This window comes from Azospira sp. I09 (assembly GCF_009177135.1).
GTDB lineage: Bacteria > Pseudomonadota > Gammaproteobacteria > Burkholderiales > Rhodocyclaceae > Azospira > Azospira oryzae.
In genome coordinates this window covers 2,380,083-2,394,138 of the sequence record NZ_AP021844.1, presented here as the reverse complement: position 1 = coordinate 2,394,138, position 14,056 = coordinate 2,380,083, and the positions used below count along the sequence as shown (strand labels likewise).

The 14,056-nt window shown below is 65.9% G+C and carries 14 protein-coding genes and 1 riboswitch; of the genes, 9 read left to right on the top strand and 5 right to left on the bottom strand.

All coding sequences use genetic code 11. From position 1 onward, the window contains the following. The first annotated feature begins 22 nt into the window (after nucleotides 1–22). The 6 genes from AZSP09_RS11200 (at nucleotide 23) to AZSP09_RS11175 (ending at nucleotide 6,232) form a co-directional block, all read left to right on the top strand. Nucleotides 23–1,699: a fatty acid--CoA ligase gene (locus AZSP09_RS11200; RefSeq protein WP_152090082.1), complete on the top strand. Its 1,677-nt coding sequence runs from the start codon at nucleotides 23–25 to the stop codon at nucleotides 1,697–1,699. Nucleotides 1,700–1,806: 107 nt separating this feature from the next. After that, entirely contained in the window at nucleotides 1,807–3,036 is a 1,230-nt protein-coding gene (locus AZSP09_RS11195; protein ID WP_152090081.1) for an HD-GYP domain-containing protein, read from the top strand. 62 nt (nucleotides 3,037–3,098) lie between these two features. Then, nucleotides 3,099–3,188, top strand: a riboswitch (S-adenosyl-L-homocysteine riboswitch). 85 nt (nucleotides 3,189–3,273) lie between these two features. Further along, nucleotides 3,274–4,674, top strand: a complete 1,401-nt coding sequence (ahcY, locus tag AZSP09_RS11190) for an adenosylhomocysteinase (protein WP_152090080.1) — start codon at nucleotides 3,274–3,276, stop codon at nucleotides 4,672–4,674. 61 nt (nucleotides 4,675–4,735) lie between these two features. Next, nucleotides 4,736–4,993, top strand: a complete 258-nt coding sequence (locus AZSP09_RS11185; RefSeq protein WP_014235752.1) for a S4 domain-containing protein — start codon at nucleotides 4,736–4,738, stop codon at nucleotides 4,991–4,993. Next, nucleotides 4,990–5,829 carry a methylenetetrahydrofolate reductase [NAD(P)H] gene (gene metF / locus AZSP09_RS11180; protein WP_152090079.1) on the top strand — a complete coding sequence of 280 codons (840 nt, stop codon included), beginning with the start codon at nucleotides 4,990–4,992 and terminating at the stop codon, nucleotides 5,827–5,829. The genes AZSP09_RS11185 and metF overlap by 4 nt, the downstream gene beginning before the upstream one ends. Nucleotides 5,830–6,010: 181 nt before the next feature. Beyond that, nucleotides 6,011–6,232 carry a YdcH family protein gene (locus tag AZSP09_RS11175; RefSeq protein WP_014235750.1) on the top strand — a complete coding sequence of 74 codons (222 nt, stop codon included), beginning with the start codon at nucleotides 6,011–6,013 and terminating at the stop codon, nucleotides 6,230–6,232. Between the two features lie 107 nt (nucleotides 6,233–6,339). On the opposite strand, the gene AZSP09_RS11170 is transcribed toward AZSP09_RS11175, so the two are convergent. The 5 genes from AZSP09_RS11170 to AZSP09_RS11150 form a co-directional block, all read right to left on the bottom strand. Further along, entirely contained in the window at nucleotides 6,340–7,068 is a 729-nt protein-coding gene (locus tag AZSP09_RS11170; RefSeq protein ID WP_014235749.1) for an amino acid ABC transporter ATP-binding protein, read from the bottom strand. Next, a complete protein-coding gene (gene gltK / locus AZSP09_RS11165; protein WP_014235748.1) occupies nucleotides 7,065–7,739 on the bottom strand; it encodes a glutamate/aspartate ABC transporter permease GltK in 675 nt (224 codons plus the stop codon). Before gltK ends, AZSP09_RS11170 begins: the two co-directional genes overlap by 4 nt. A 3-nt stretch (nucleotides 7,740–7,742) precedes the next feature. Beyond that, nucleotides 7,743–8,480, bottom strand: a complete 738-nt coding sequence (locus AZSP09_RS11160; protein WP_152090078.1) for an amino acid ABC transporter permease — start codon at nucleotides 8,478–8,480, stop codon at nucleotides 7,743–7,745. 74 nt (nucleotides 8,481–8,554) lie between these two features. Continuing rightward, nucleotides 8,555–9,454 carry a glutamate/aspartate ABC transporter substrate-binding protein gene (locus tag AZSP09_RS11155; RefSeq protein WP_014235746.1) on the bottom strand — a complete coding sequence of 300 codons (900 nt, stop codon included), beginning with the start codon at nucleotides 9,452–9,454 and terminating at the stop codon, nucleotides 8,555–8,557. Nucleotides 9,455–9,553: 99 nt separating this feature from the next. Then, the gene (locus tag AZSP09_RS11150) at nucleotides 9,554–10,465 is read right to left on the bottom strand and encodes a DMT family transporter (protein WP_152090077.1); all 912 of its coding nucleotides are present in this window, start codon (nucleotides 10,463–10,465) and stop codon (nucleotides 9,554–9,556) included. 105 nt (nucleotides 10,466–10,570) lie between these two features. Here AZSP09_RS11150 and AZSP09_RS11145 point away from each other — a divergent pair, with 105 nt between their 5' ends. Genes AZSP09_RS11145 through AZSP09_RS11135 form a run of 3 tightly spaced genes read left to right on the top strand, consistent with a single transcriptional unit; the run spans nucleotide 10,571 to nucleotide 13,938 of the window. Beyond that, nucleotides 10,571–11,476 (top strand): LysR family transcriptional regulator, encoded by a 906-nt coding sequence (locus AZSP09_RS11145; RefSeq protein ID WP_014235744.1) that lies wholly within the window; start codon nucleotides 10,571–10,573, stop codon nucleotides 11,474–11,476. A 54-nt stretch (nucleotides 11,477–11,530) separates the two neighbouring features. After that, nucleotides 11,531–13,579 (top strand): thioredoxin domain-containing protein, encoded by a 2,049-nt coding sequence (locus tag AZSP09_RS20615; RefSeq protein WP_152090076.1) that lies wholly within the window; start codon nucleotides 11,531–11,533, stop codon nucleotides 13,577–13,579. A gap of 50 nt (nucleotides 13,580–13,629) precedes the next feature. Then, complete coding sequence (locus tag AZSP09_RS11135) at nucleotides 13,630–13,938, top strand: c-type cytochrome (protein ID WP_152090075.1); 309 nt, start codon at nucleotides 13,630–13,632, stop codon at nucleotides 13,936–13,938. Nucleotides 13,939–14,056 lie beyond the last annotated feature (118 nt).

Below are 14,056 nucleotides of genomic sequence, written 5' to 3'. Positions count from 1 at the left end.
AATAAAAACGAGGGAGAACGCCATGCCGGTCCAACTCATCGAGACCACTCCGTCCGCCTATTCCTACCCGCTGCTGATCAAGCATCTGCTGCACACCCCCCTGGCCCATGCACCGGACCAGGAAATCGTCTACCGGGACAGCGTCCGCTACACCTACCGCACCCTGCAGCAGCGCATCGGCCGCCTGGCCAACGCCCTGGCGGCCCTGGGGGTGGAGCCCGGCCATACGGTGGCCATGATGGACTGGGACAGCCACCGCTATCTGGAATGCTTCTTCGCCGTGCCCATGATGGGCGCCGTGCTGCAGACGGTGAATGTGCGCCTGACGGCGGAGCAGATGCTGTACACCCTGAACCATGCCCGGGCCGACGTGGTGCTGGTGAACAGCGAGTTCTTTCCTTTGCTGCAGGCCATGGCGGAGCGCCTGGAGAGCGTCAAGACCTTCGTCCTGATCCACGGCGACCATGAGAATCCGGAGAAGATGCAGGCCCCCGTCTCCTTCGCCGGGGAGTACGAAGAGCTGCTGGCCGCTGCCGCCACCGATTACGACTTCCCCGACTTCGACGAGAACGCCAAGGCCACCACCTTCTACACCACCGGCACCACGGGCCTGCCCAAGGGGGTCTATTTCAGCCACCGGCAACTGGTGATGCACACCATGGGCGCGGCCACCGGCCTCGGTACCTCGCCGGTACAGGGCCGCCTGCACCGGGACGATGTGTACATGCCCATCACCCCCATGTTCCACGTGCATGCCTGGGGCCTGCCCTACGTGGCCACCATGCTGGGCCTGAAGCAGGTCTACCCGGGACGTTACCAGCCCGAGGTGCTGTTGCGATTGAAGGCCCGGGAGCGGGTCACCTTCTCCCACTGCGTGCCCACCATCCTGCACATGCTGCTCAACCATGCCCTGGCCAGGGAGACGGACCTGTCCGGCTGGAAGGTTATGATCGGCGGCTCCGCCCTGCCCCAGGCCATGGCGGTGGCGGCCCTGGAAAAGGGGATCGACGTCTTCACCGGCTATGGCATGTCGGAGACCTGTCCCATCCTGTCCGTGGCCCACCTGCCCACGGCCAAGCTGCAGGCCCCCCTGGCCGAGCAGGCTGCCCTGCGCGCCCGTACCGGCCTGCCCCTGCCCCTGGTGGACCTGCGCATCGTCGATCCGGAAATGCGGCCCCAGCCCCACGACGGCCAGGCCGTCGGCGAACTGGTGGTGCGCTCCCCCTGGCTGACCCAGGACTACCTGAAGGATCCGGCGGCGGCCGAAGAGCTGTGGGGTGGGGGCTACCTGCACACCGCCGACATCGGCAACATCGACGCCAACGGCTCCATCCAGATCACCGACCGCATCAAGGACGTGATCAAGACCGGTGGCGAGTGGACCTCCTCCCTGCAGCTGGAAGACATCATCGGCCAGCACCCGGCGGTGCACGAGGTGGCGGTGATCGGGGTCAAGGACGAGAAGTGGGGCGAGCGGCCCCTGGCCCTGGTGGTACTGAAGCCGGAAATGGAAGGCCAGGTCACCGAGCACGCCATCCGCAACCATGCCGCCCACCTGGCGGAAACCCTGGGGGTCTCCCGCTACGGGGTGCTGATGCAGGTTTCCTTCGTCAAGACCCTGGCCCGTACCAGCATCGGCAAGATCAACAAGCGTTTCATGCGGGAAAACCTGGAGGCCGCCAAGGCCGCCCAGCCCTAGTGCCTTGGTCCCCGCCCCTGGGGTGATTCCCAGGGGCGGGGGTAATTTCCGCAATTCGCCTTCCCCTGGGCATAAAATGGAGGTTTTCCGCCTCCTGCCCGTCCCCCATGCTCAAGAAAATCCATGTCGAACAACTGCGTGTCGGCATGTATCTCAAGTCCTTCTGTGGCGCCTGGATCGATCATCCGTTCTGGCGCAACTCCTTCGTCCTGAAGGACCCGGAGGACATCCGCGCCATTCGCGCCAGCTGCATCACCGAAGTCTGGATCGATGCCGGCAAGGGGCTGGACGTGGAAGCCGGCGAGGCGGCCATCAGCGAGACCGAGTCCGAGGCCCTGGTGGCCGAGGAACAGGTGCGGGAGGCCCAGGCCACCCGCTCCCTGGAGCGCACCAGCACCGCGGTGGAGATGCAGCGGGCGGCGAAAATCTGCAACAGCGCCAAGAAGGCCGTGGTGTCCATGTTCCAGGAGGCCCGCATGGGCAAGGCCGTGGATGCGGAGCAGGCCCAGGTGCTGGTGGAGGAGATCGCCGATTCCGTGGCCCGCAATCCCGGTGCCCTGATCAGCCTGGCCCGCCTGAAGACGGCCGACGATTACACCTACATGCACTCGGTCGCCGTCTGCGCCCTGATGGTGGCCCTGGCCCGCCAGCTCGGCCTGGACGAGCAGCAGACCCGTCTGGCGGGCCTGTCCGGCCTGCTGCACGACATGGGCAAGGCCTTCATCCCGGCCGAAATCCTCAACAAGCCGGGCAAGCTGACCGACGAAGAATTTGCGGTCATCAAGACCCACCCCGCCGAAGGGCACAAGGTCTTGCTGGAAGGCAAGGGGGTGCCGCCGGAGGCACTGGACGTCTGCCTGCACCACCACGAAAAGATGAACGGCGGCGGCTACCCCAAGGGCCTCAAGGGCGACGAGATCAGCCTGCTGGCCAAGATGGGGGCGGTCTGCGACGTCTATGACGCCATTACCTCCAACCGCCCCTATAAGGCCGGCTGGGACCCGGCCGAATCGATCAAGAAGATGGCCGAGTGGGCCGACGGGCATTTCGATCCGCGGGTCTTCCAGGCCTTCGTCAAGAGCCTGGGTATCTACCCCATCGGCTCCTTCGTCCGCCTCGAATCGGGGCGGCTGGGGGTGGTGGTGGAGCAGAGCGAGAAGTCCCTGCTGGCGCCCCGGGTCAAGGTATTCTTTTCCACCAAGTCCAATGCCCACATTGCGCCGGAGTTGCTGGATCTGTCCCGTCCCGGCGTGCACGACAAGATCGCCGGCCGGGAGGACCCGGCCAAGTGGGGTATTGGCAACGTGGACGAAATCTGGAGCACGGCGGCGGCCTGAGCCCGGTGCGGGAGGGCCGGCCGGGGAATTTCCCCGACCGGTATTTCCGTCTATAATCCGCCACTTCCGAGGAGCGCTGCGAGGCCGGCAAGGTCCCAGGCTCGGATGTCTGCCCCGCCAGGGGAGACCAGTTTCAACGGCGCTCACCTTTACAACCCTGCCGGGCGCAGGGGGCCAGGTGAGCCCTGCTATCGCACTCCCTCCCCTCCCCGGCCACAGTTCTTAAGGAGCACTGCTGTGGCTGAATTCAAAGATTACGTGATCGCCGACCTGGGCCTGTCCGCCTGGGGCCGCAAGGAAATCAAGATTGCCGAGACCGAAATGCCCGGTCTCATGGCCATCCGCGAGGAGTACGCCAAGAGCCAGCCCCTGAAGGGCGCCCGCATCACCGGCTCCCTGCACATGACCATCCAGACCGCGGTGCTGATCGAGACCCTGGTGGCTCTCGGTGCCGAAGTGCGCTGGGCTTCCTGCAACATCTTCTCCACCCAGGATCACGCCGCTGCCGCCATCGCCGCTGCCGGCATCCCCGTCTTCGCCGTCAAGGGCGAGACCCTGACCGAGTACTGGGACTACACCCACCGCATCTTCGAATGGGCCGACGGTGGCTATTCCAACATGATCCTGGACGACGGCGGCGATGCCACCCTGCTGCTGCATCTGGGCGCCAAGGCCGAGAAGGACATTTCCGTCCTGGCCAAGCCCGGTTCCGAAGAAGAGACCATCCTCTTCGCCGCCATCAAGGCCAAGCTGGCCCAGGACCCCACCTGGTACTCCGTGCGTCTGGAAAAGATCAGGGGCGTTACCGAAGAGACCACCACCGGCGTGCACCGCCTGTACCAGATGCACGCCCGCGGCGACCTCAAGTTCCCCGCCATCAACGTGAACGATTCCGTCACCAAGTCCAAGTTCGACAACCTCTACGGTTGCCGCGAATCCCTGGTGGACGGCATCAAGCGCGCCACCGACGTCATGGTGGCCGGCAAGATCGCCGTGGTCTGCGGCTACGGCGACGTGGGCAAGGGTTCCGCCCAGGCCCTGCGCGCCCTCTCCGCCCAGGTCTGGGTCACCGAGATCGACCCGATCTGCGCCCTGCAGGCCGCCATGGAAGGCTACCGCGTCGTCACCATGGAATACGCTGCCGACAAGGCCGACATCTTCGTCACCACCACCGGCAACTTCCACGTCATCACCCATGACCACATGGTGAAGATGAAGAACAACGCCATCGTCTGCAACATCGGCCACTTCGACAACGAAATCGACGTCGCTTCCCTGGAAAAGTACCAGTGGGAAGAGATCAAGCCCCAGGTCGATCACGTCATCTTCCCCGACGGCAAGCGCATCATCCTGCTGGCCAAGGGCCGCCTGGTGAACCTGGGTTGTGCCACCGGCCACCCCAGCTACGTGATGAGCTCCTCCTTCGCCAACCAGACCATCGCCCAGATCGAGCTGTTCACCAAGACTGCCGATTACCCGGTGGGTGTCTACACCCTGCCCAAGCACCTGGACGAGAAGGTGGCCCGCCTGCAGCTGAAGACCCTCAACGTGCAGCTGACCACCCTCACCCAGCAGCAGGCCGACTACATCGGCGTGCCCGTGCAAGGCCCCTACAAGGCCGACCACTACCGCTACTAAGCCGTAGCCGGGCCGTCTCCCTTGCCGGAGGCGGCCTGCAGACGATGGGTCGGGACCCGCCATGTCCATGAACTCGTTCCATAGCCGCAGTTCCCGTCCGCCACCCAAGGTGCGCCAGGAGGCGGTGCCCCACGTCCGCAAGGGCGTGCGCGCCGACGTGCTGCTGGTGGAACAGGGTCTGGCCGCCTCCCGCGCCCTGGCCCGGGACCTGATCAGTCAGGGCTGGGTCCGGGGACCCGTCGGCCTCATCACCAAAGCTTCCCAGGAATTGCCGCCCGGTACCCGGCTGCAGTTGCTGGAGGAAAGGCAGACGCCATGAACGACAAGACGTTCAGTATCGAATTCTTTCCGCCCCAGACGGCGGAAGGCGTGGAGAAGCTGCGCCTGGTGCGGGACAAGCTGGCGGCCCTGAAGCCGGCCTTCTTCTCTGTCACCTACGGTGCCGGCGGTTCCACCCGGGAGCGTACCTTCTCCACCGTGCGCGAAATCGTCGCCGCCGGCCTGGATGCGGCGCCCCACCTGTCCTGCATCGGCTCCTCCCGGGAGTCCATCCGCGGCATCCTGGCCGAGTTCCAGGCCGAGGGCATCCGTCGCGTGGTGGCCCTGCGCGGCGACCTGCCCTCCGGCATGGCCGACCCGGGCGAATTCCGCTACGCCAACGAGCTGGTGGAGTTCATCCGGGCCGAGACCGACGATCACTTCCATATCGAAGTGGCCGCCTATCCGGAATGGCATCCCCAGGCCCGCAGCGCCGACGACGACCTGCAGGCTTTCGTGCGCAAGGTCAATGCGGGTGCCAATTCCGCCATCACCCAGTACTTCTACAACGCCGACGCCTACTTCCATTTCGTGGATGCGGTGCGGGCCGCCGGGGTGACCATCCCCATCGTCCCGGGGATCATGCCCATTGCCAGCTTTGCCAAGCTGGCCCGCTTCTCCGATGCCTGCGGCGCCGAAATCCCACGCTGGATGCGCAAGAAGTTCGAAGGCTTCGGCGACGATGCCGATTCCATCAAGGCCTTCGGCCTGGATGTGGTCACCGAGCTGTGCCAGAAGCTGCTGGCCGGCGGCGCCCCGGGGCTGCATTTCTATTCCATGAACCAGTCCGGCCTGACCAGTGAGATCTGGCAGCGTCTGGGGCTCGGCAACCGCTGAGCCGGTCGCTGGCGGCGTACCCCTCGGGGGTGCTGTGCAAAGGTCAGGGGCAACCCCCGCGCCGTGGCGGCCGGGGTTTTTCTTTGCCGGCGCGGAGACGGCCATGGAGGTTTTGTTCTGGCGGCGAGGCTCGTACAATGGAACTGTCGATTTACATAACAACCCAGTGTGGAGCGTCATCATGTTTCCTGAATACCGCGACCTGATTTCCCAACTCAAGACCAGCGACCGCCACTTCCAGAATCTCTTCCAGAAGCACAACGAGATCGACCAGAAGGTCAAAAACATGGAGTCCCGCATCGAATCCGGCTCCCCGGAGCAAATCGAAGCCCTGAAGAAGGAAAAGCTGGCGCTGAAGGACGAGATTTACGCCGTGCTGAAGAAGGCCAGCGCCACGGTCTGAGCTTCTCTCCGGCCCCGCCGGGGCCATCCGGCAATGAAAACGCCCGCTGCTGCAGCGGGCGTTTTTGTTTGGTGCGGACGGGCGCGCGGCCTGGCCGTTGCGACAGCCTAGTGCTGCAGAATCTTGGCCAGGAACTGCTGGGCTCGCTCCGAGTGGGGCTTGCCGAAAAAGTCGTCCTTGGCCGCATCCTCGACGATGCGGCCCTGGTCCATGAAGATCACCCGGTGGGCCACCTTGCGGGCAAAACCCATTTCGTGGGTGACACACATCATGGTCATGCCTTCCTGGGCCAGTTCCACCATCACATCCAGCACCTCGTTGATCATTTCCGGGTCCAGTGCCGAGGTGGGTTCGTCGAAGAGCATGCAGATGGGGTCCATGGCCAGGGCCCGGGCGATAGCCACCCGCTGCTGCTGGCCGCCGGAAAGCTGGCCCGGATGCTTGTGCGCATGGGCCTTGAGGCCCACCCGGTCAAGCAGCTTGAGGCCCTTGTCCGTGGCCTCCTCCCTGCTGCGGCCCAGCACCTTGACCTGGGCGATGGTCAGGTTGTCGGTGATGGTCATGTGGGGAAACAGCTCGAAGTGCTGGAACACCATGCCGACGTGGGAACGCAGCTTGGAGAGGTTGGTCCTGGGGTCGCCGACGGAAGTGCCATTCACCACAATGTCGCCCTGCTGGAAGGGTTCCAGTCCATTGACGCACTTGATCAGGGTGGACTTGCCCGAACCCGAGGGGCCGCAGACCACCACCACCTCGCCCTTCTTCACCTCGGTGGTGCAATCGGTCAGCACCTGGAACTGGCCGTACCACTTGGAAACGTTCTTGATCTCGATCATTTGATGAACCTCGCTTGCAGGTGCTTCACCAGGCGGGAGACGGTGAAGCAGATGACAAAGTAGGCGGCGCCGGCGAAGAGCAGCAGTTCCACCAGTCTGCCGTCCCGGTCGCCGACCTTGTAGGCGGTGCCGAAGAAGTCCGAGAGGCCGATCACGTAAACCAGGGAGGTGTCCTGGAAGAGGATGATGGCCTGGGTCAGGAGCAACGGAATCATGTTGCGGAAGGCCTGGGGCAGCACCACCAGGCGCATGGTCTGGCCCGGCGTCAGGCCCAGGGCCAGACCGGCGGCGACCTGCCCCTTGGGCACGCTCTGGATGCCGGCCCGGATGATTTCCGAATAGTAGGCGGCCTCGAACAGGGCGAAGGCCACCAGGGCGGAGACCAGGCGGATATCGCCGATATCCTGGCCGAAGAGGCCCTTCAGGGCCTGGGGCACGATCAGGTAGAACCACAGGATGACCATCACCAGGGGTACCGAGCGGAACAGGTTCACGTAGCCGGCGGCAAGGAAGGACAGCAGTCTGTTGCTGGACAGCCGGGCCACCGCGAGCAGGGTGCCCCAGCCGATGCCGACGACGATGGCGGTGAGGGTCACTTCCAGGGTTACCAGCAGACCCTTGCCGAGCAGGGGCAGGGCGCCGGGAATGGAACTCCAGTCAAATTCGTACATGGCTCACTTGCCTCCGATAAAGCCTGGGACCCGGACTTTTTCTTCCAGGCGGCGCATGAGGAACATCACGGTGACGTTGATGCAGACGTAGAGCAGGGTCACGGCGATGAAGGCTTCGTAGGGCTGGGCCGTGTAGTCCACCAGTTGCTGGGCCTGGCGCGACAGTTCGATGAGGCCGATGGTGGTGGCCACGGCCGAGTTCTTGAAGATGTTGAGGAATTCGGAGGTCAGGGGCGGCACGATGATGCGGAAGGCCATGGGCAGCAGCACGTGGCGATACACCTGGGCCAGGGTGAAGCCCATGGCCAGGCCGGCGTTCTTCTGGCCCCGGGGCAGGGATTCGATGCCGGCACGCACCTGCTCGGCGACGCGGGCGGCAGTGAACAGGCCCAGGCAGAGCATGGCGGCGAGAAACTGCTGCAGCAGCGGGTCGGATTGCTTGTAGGCGTTGCCCAGGGCCGGGGGCAGCAGTTCGGGCAGGACGAAATACCAGGAGAACAGCTGCACCAGGAGAGGCACGTTGCGGAAACACTCGACGTACACCGCGGCGAAGCCGGACAGCCAGCGGTTGGGCACGGTACGCAGGACGCCGACGACGGACCCCACCACGAGGGCGATGACCCAGGCGGAAAGGGACAGGGCGACGGTCCATTGCAGGCCGGTGAACAGCCAGCCCAGGTAGGTCGTTTCCCCCGAGGGGACGAGGGTGAGGAAGACCGACCAGTTCCAGTTGTAGTTCATGATGGAACCCCGACGGGAAGAGGGAGAAGGAGGCGGAGGGGCATCGCCCTTCCGCCTTGCCGATCAGACCCGGCTTACTCGTAGGCCTTGTCGTTGGGAGCCTTGTAGAGGGCCTTCATGTCGTCGGAGAGCGGCATGTTGAGGTTGAGCCCCTTGGGCGGAATGGGGTTCATGAACCACTTGTTGTAGATCTTCTCCGCCTCGCCGGAGGTCATGGCCTTGGTCAGGGCCGCATCCACCACCTTCTTGAAGCCGGCGTCGTCCTTGCGCAGCATGCAGCCGTAGGCTTCCTTGGACTGGGCGGTGCCGACCACGACCCAGTCGCCCGGACGCTTGGCCTTGGCCATTTCGCCGTAGAGCAGGGCGTCGTCCATCATGAAGGCGACGGCGCGGCCGCTTTCCAGGGTGAGGAAGGATTCGCCGTGGTCCTTGGCCGAGATGATGTTCATCTTCATCTGCTTTTCCTCGTTCATCTTGCGGATGAGGCGTTCGGAAGTGGTGCCGGCGGTGGTTACCACGTTCTTGCCGGCGAGGTCGGGGAAGTCCTTCACGCCGGCGTCCTTCTTTGCCATGAGGCGGGTGCCGATGACGAAGATGCTGGTGGAGAAGCCGACCTGCTTCTGCCGTTCCAGGTTGTTGGTGGTGGAGCCGCACTCCATGTCCACCGTGCCGTTCTGCAACAGGGTGATGCGGTTGGCCGAGGTGACCGGCATCAGCTTGACGTCCAGCTTGGCCAGCTTCAGTTCGGCCTTGATGGCGTCCACCGCCTTCAACATCATTTCGTGGGAATAGCCGATGACCTGCTGCTTGTCGTCATAGTAGGAAAAGGGGATGGAGGATTCCCGATGGCCCAGGGTGATGGAGCCGGTGTCCTTGATCTTCTTCAGGGTGGGGGATTCCTGGGCCAGCACCGGGGCGGCACAGAGGGCGGAACCAATGACGGCAGCGGCTGCCAGGGTCAGGGTCTTGCGCATGGGCATCTCCTTGCAGGGGTGGGTTGGGCCGCAGGGGCACAGCGCCGATTGCAGCACAAGGCGGCCCGTCTGACCAGAGGAGTTTCCCCTAGGCCAGGCCTAGGCGGGCTTGCGCTTGCTGCGGCTGACCAGCAGGACGCCGGCCAGGACCAGGCCGGCGCCGGCCAGCTGGGCGGCGGAGACGGGCTCCTGCAGCAGCCACCAGCTGAAGAAGATGGTGAGGACGGGTCCCAGGGTGCCGATCAGCACCGACCGGGCGGCACCGATGCGGCGGATGGCTGCGGATTGCCAGAGGATGGGCAGCACCGTGGAGAAAAGGGCCATGGCGGCGCCGTAGAGATAGATGGGCAGAGGTTGCACCAGGGCGGAGAGGGGCTGGGTGGCGAAGAAGTGCAGCTGGGTGGCGGTGGTGGACACCAGCATGGCCAGGGCGGCGAAGCGGGCCGAGCCGAGGCGGCGGATGGCCGGTTCGGCGCCGGCGCTGTAGATGGCGTAGGTGAGGGCCGAGCCGAAGACGAAGGCGGCACCGGTGAGCAGGGTGGCCACGTCGCCGCCCAGTTGCAGGTCGTGGGCGAAGGCCAGGCCGATGCCGGCGTAGGACAGCAGCAGGGCGCCCACCTGGCGCTTCTCCAGGGACTGGCCCATGAACAGCACGCCGATGAGCACGGTTAGGGTCGGATAGGTGAACAGGATCAGCCGTTCCAGACCGGCCGAGATGTACTGCAGACCGAGGAAGTCGAGCATGCTGGAGGCGTAGTAGCCGAGGACGCCGAGCACCACCAGGGTGCCCCAGTCGCGTCGCGTCAGGGGGGCGGCGTTGCCGGCGGTGAAGCCGATCCAGAGGAAGGCGGGCAGGGAAAAGACCATGCGCAGGGAGAGCAGGGTGACGGCATCCACCGGGGCGGCCGCATAGGCCAGCTTGACGAAAATGGCCTTGAAGGAGAAGCCGAACGCCGCCAGGACGGCCAGGGCGACGCCGATGCGGTCGGAGTTCCAGTGTTTCCAGGGCATGGAGTTCGATTCGGGCAAGACGAAGTGTTTGGATTTTCAGCCCCCGCCAAAGCTGGAACAATTGGTAAACTCCCAAGCAAGCCTTCGTCAAAGCCGAAACCTTCCATGCGCTACGATCTTGTCGACCTGAAACTGTTCCTGGCCGTGGCGGAGGAGCGCAACCTCACCCGGGGTGCCGAGAAGGCCCATCTGGCGCCCTCCTCCGCCAGCCACCGCATCCGTCAGCTGGAGGACGCCCTGGGCACGCCCCTGCTTACCCGCCAGGCCCGGGGCGTGGCCCTGACCCGGGCCGGCGAATCCCTGCTGCGCCACGCCCGGGAAGTGTTTGCCCAGCTGGAGCAGATGCATGCCGACCTGGCGCCCTACGCCCAGGGCATCCGCGGCCACGTCAGCCTGTGGGCCAATACCCACGCCACCCACACCTTCCTGCCCATGGACCTGGCCGGTTTCCTGCGGGACCACCCCCAGGTCAGCGTCACCCTGGAGGAGCACACCAGCCCCCATATCGCCCTGGCCGTGGCCGGCGGCGAAGTGGAAGTGGGGGTGGTGGCGGGCCATGTGGAAAGCTCCGGGGTGGAACTGCTGCCCTACCGCCAGGACCGCCTGGTGCTGGTGGTGCCCGCCGGCCATCCCCTGGAAGCCCGTCGCGACGAGCCTGCCGGGCTGGGTTTTGGCGCCGTGCTGGACTACCCTTTCGTCATGCTCCACGCCGGCAGCGCCATCCACACCTTCACCATGAATGCGGCGGCGGCCCAGGGACGCCACCTCAACGTGCGCATCCAGGTGCGCAGTTTCGGCGCCGTGCTGCGCATGGTGGGAGCCGGCGTCGGCATCGGCCTGGTGCCCCGTTCGGCCCTGGTCTTCGCCGACCGGGAACGGCCGCCCACGGTGCTGGAACTGTCCGAGCCGTGGGCCCGGCGCGACCTGCAGATCTGCGTCCGCAACCGGGCCAGCCTGTCCGGCTTCGCCGTCGCCCTGGTGGATGCCCTGGCGAAAAGCGCCGAGGCCTGAACCCCCCGCCCCGGATGCTGTCCCAGACACAACCTCTCTAGCCGACTGCCCGTCATGCCCAACCGCCTCGCCGCAGAAACCTCCCCCTACCTGCTGCAGCACGCCGACAACCCGGTGGACTGGTATCCCTGGGGCGAGGAGGCGCTGGCCCGGGCCCGGGCGGAAAACCGGCCGATCCTGCTCTCCATCGGCTACTCGGCCTGCCACTGGTGCCATGTTATGGCCCATGAGTGCTTCGCCGATGCAACCGTGGCGGCGGAGATGAACCGCCTCTTCATCAACATCAAGGTGGACCGGGAGGAGCGCCCCGACCTGGACCAGGTCTACCAGACCGCCCACCAGATGCTGGTCGGCCGCCCCGGCGGCTGGCCCCTGACCATGTTCCTGACGCCGGACGCCATGCCCTTCTTCGGCGGCACCTATTTCCCGCGGGAACCCCGCCACGGCCTGCCGGCCTTTGTCGAAGTGCTGCACAGCGTGGCCCGGGCCTTTGCCGAGAAGCAGGACGAGATTGCCGAGCAGGGCCGCACCATGCGCGAGGCCTTCGGCAGCACCCTGCCCCGGGCGGTGCGGGGCGAGCCCCTGTTCAATGCGGACCCCCTGGCCCAGGCCGTGGCGGAGCTGGACGCCAACTACGACCGGCGCCGTGGCGGCTTTGGCGGCGCCCCCAAATTTCCCCGGCCTGCCGCCCTGGACTTCCTCCTGCGCCGCCATGCCGCCACCGGCGATCCCCACGCCCGGGACATGGCCCTGACCACCCTGGAACGGATGGCCGAGGGCGGCATCCACGACCACCTGGGCGGCGGCTTCTATCGTTACAGCGTTGATGCCCAGTGGAGCATTCCCCACTTCGAGAAGATGCTCTACGACAACGCCCAGCTGCTTCACCTCTACGCCGAAGCCTGGGCCCTGAGCCGCAAGCAGGTGTTCCGCCAGGCGGCCGAGGGCATCGTCGCCTGGCTGCAGCATGAAATGGCGCTGCCCGGCGGGGCCTTCGCCGCCGCCCTGGATGCGGACAGCGAGGGCGAGGAAGGCCGCTTCTACCTATGGACCGCCCGGGAGGTCCATGCCCTGCTGCCGCCCCAGCAATGGGATGTGGCTTCCATCCACTGGGGCCTGGATGGTCCGCCCAATTTCGAGGATGCCGAATGGCACCTGCGCCAGGTGCAGCCCCTGGAGCAGGTGGCCGAACGCCTGCGCCTGACGCCCGGCGAGGCTCGCCAACAGCTGGAAGGGGCCCGGCACACCCTGCTGGCGGCCCGCAACGAGCGCATCCGCCCGGGGCGGGACGACAAGGTGCTGACCGGCTGCAACGCCCTGGCCATCAAGGGGCTGGCCCGGGCCGCCCGGGCCTTCGGCCGGCCCGAATGGCTGGGCCTGGCCTGCCGGGCGGCCGATTTCCTGCAGCAGGACCTGTGGCGTGAGGGGCGCCTGTTGGCGACCTGGAAGGATGGCCGGGCCCGCCTGCCGGCCTATCTGGACGACCATGCCTTCCTCCTGGTGGCCATGCTGGAGTTGCTCCAGGCCGGCTGGCGCGATGCCGACTACCGCTGCGCCGTGGCCCTGGCCGACGCCCTGCTGCAGCACTTCGAGGATCGGGAGGAAGGCGGCTTCTTCTTCACCGCCCACGACCATGAGGCCCTGATCCACCGCACCAAGCCGGTGGAGGACCATGCAACGCCGTCGGGCAACGGCGTTGCCGCCTTTGCCCTGGGGCGCCTGGCCCTGCTTAGCGGCGAGCCCCGCTATGCCGCCGCCGCCCGCCGCGCCCTGGCCCTGTTCCTGCCCGAGCTGCGCCAGCATCCCGGCGCCCACCCGGGCCTGCTCAACGTTCTCAGTGACGAGCTGAGCCCCCCGGCCCTGGCCGTGCTGCAGGGACCGGCCGCGGAGCTGGCCCGCTGGCAGGACGAAATCGGCCGCCTGCCGGCGCCCTGGCTGCTCGCCGTGGCCCCTACGGGCGGGGACGAACGGCCGGCCCCCTTGCGCAAACCGGAGACGGAACGTGTCAACGCCTGGGTCTGTGCCGGCGTTACTTGCTTGCCACCCATCGACGGCCTGGAAGCCCTGCTTGGCATGTTGGCCAAACCGTTGAAAGTGCATTAACATCCCCGCGCTACACAGCATATTCACCATTCTCACTACGGAGCGAGAGCATGAAAGCGATTTACGTGTCCCTGCTGGCCGCCGCTGGCCTCCTGATCAACGGCGCTGCCCAGGCTGACGAAGCCCTGGCCAAGGCCAAGAACTGCATGACCTGTCACCAGATCGCCACCAAGGTGGTGGGCCCCGCCTACAAGGACGTGGCCAAGAAGTACGCCGGCGACAAGGCTGCCGAAGGCAAGCTGGCCGAGAAGATCCAGAAGGGTGGCAGCGGCTCCTGGGGCACCGTGCCCATGCCCCCCAACAACGTGACCCCGGATGAAGCCAAGAAGCTGGCTCACTGGGTCCTGAGCCTGAAGTGAGCCGTTAAGGTCTCGCTTACGAAAAGCCAACCTCCGGGTTGGCTTTTTTATTGTCCGGAATCCGTCCGGAGGCCCGCGCCGACCTTGTATCCTGCATATTGACAAGGGCGGGGGGCGC

What these genes read in the sequence shown, in the direction of transcription:
- AZSP09_RS11195 (WP_152090081.1), top strand. Translation starts at nt 1,807, where the DNA reads ATGCTCAAGAAAATCCATGTCGAACAACTGCGTGTCGGCATGTATCTC.
- AZSP09_RS20615 (WP_152090076.1), top strand. Translation starts at nt 11,531, where the DNA reads ATGCCCAACCGCCTCGCCGCAGAAACCTCCCCCTACCTGCTGCAGCAC.
- AZSP09_RS11135 (WP_152090075.1), top strand. Translation starts at nt 13,630, where the DNA reads ATGAAAGCGATTTACGTGTCCCTGCTGGCCGCCGCTGGCCTCCTGATC.
- metF (WP_152090079.1), top strand. Translation starts at nt 4,990, where the DNA reads ATGAACGACAAGACGTTCAGTATCGAATTCTTTCCGCCCCAGACGGCG.
- AZSP09_RS11160 (WP_152090078.1), bottom strand. Translation starts at nt 8,480, where the DNA reads ATGAACTACAACTGGAACTGGTCGGTCTTCCTCACCCTCGTCCCCTCG.
- AZSP09_RS11170 (WP_014235749.1), bottom strand. Translation starts at nt 7,068, where the DNA reads ATGATCGAGATCAAGAACGTTTCCAAGTGGTACGGCCAGTTCCAGGTG.
- gltK (WP_014235748.1), bottom strand. Translation starts at nt 7,739, where the DNA reads ATGTACGAATTTGACTGGAGTTCCATTCCCGGCGCCCTGCCCCTGCTC.
- AZSP09_RS11175 (WP_014235750.1), top strand. Translation starts at nt 6,011, where the DNA reads ATGTTTCCTGAATACCGCGACCTGATTTCCCAACTCAAGACCAGCGAC.
- AZSP09_RS11150 (WP_152090077.1), bottom strand. Translation starts at nt 10,465, where the DNA reads ATGCCCTGGAAACACTGGAACTCCGACCGCATCGGCGTCGCCCTGGCC.
- AZSP09_RS11200 (WP_152090082.1), top strand. Translation starts at nt 23, where the DNA reads ATGCCGGTCCAACTCATCGAGACCACTCCGTCCGCCTATTCCTACCCG.
- AZSP09_RS11155 (WP_014235746.1), bottom strand. Translation starts at nt 9,454, where the DNA reads ATGCGCAAGACCCTGACCCTGGCAGCCGCTGCCGTCATTGGTTCCGCC.
- AZSP09_RS11145 (WP_014235744.1), top strand. Translation starts at nt 10,571, where the DNA reads ATGCGCTACGATCTTGTCGACCTGAAACTGTTCCTGGCCGTGGCGGAG.
- AZSP09_RS11185 (WP_014235752.1), top strand. Translation starts at nt 4,736, where the DNA reads ATGTCCATGAACTCGTTCCATAGCCGCAGTTCCCGTCCGCCACCCAAG.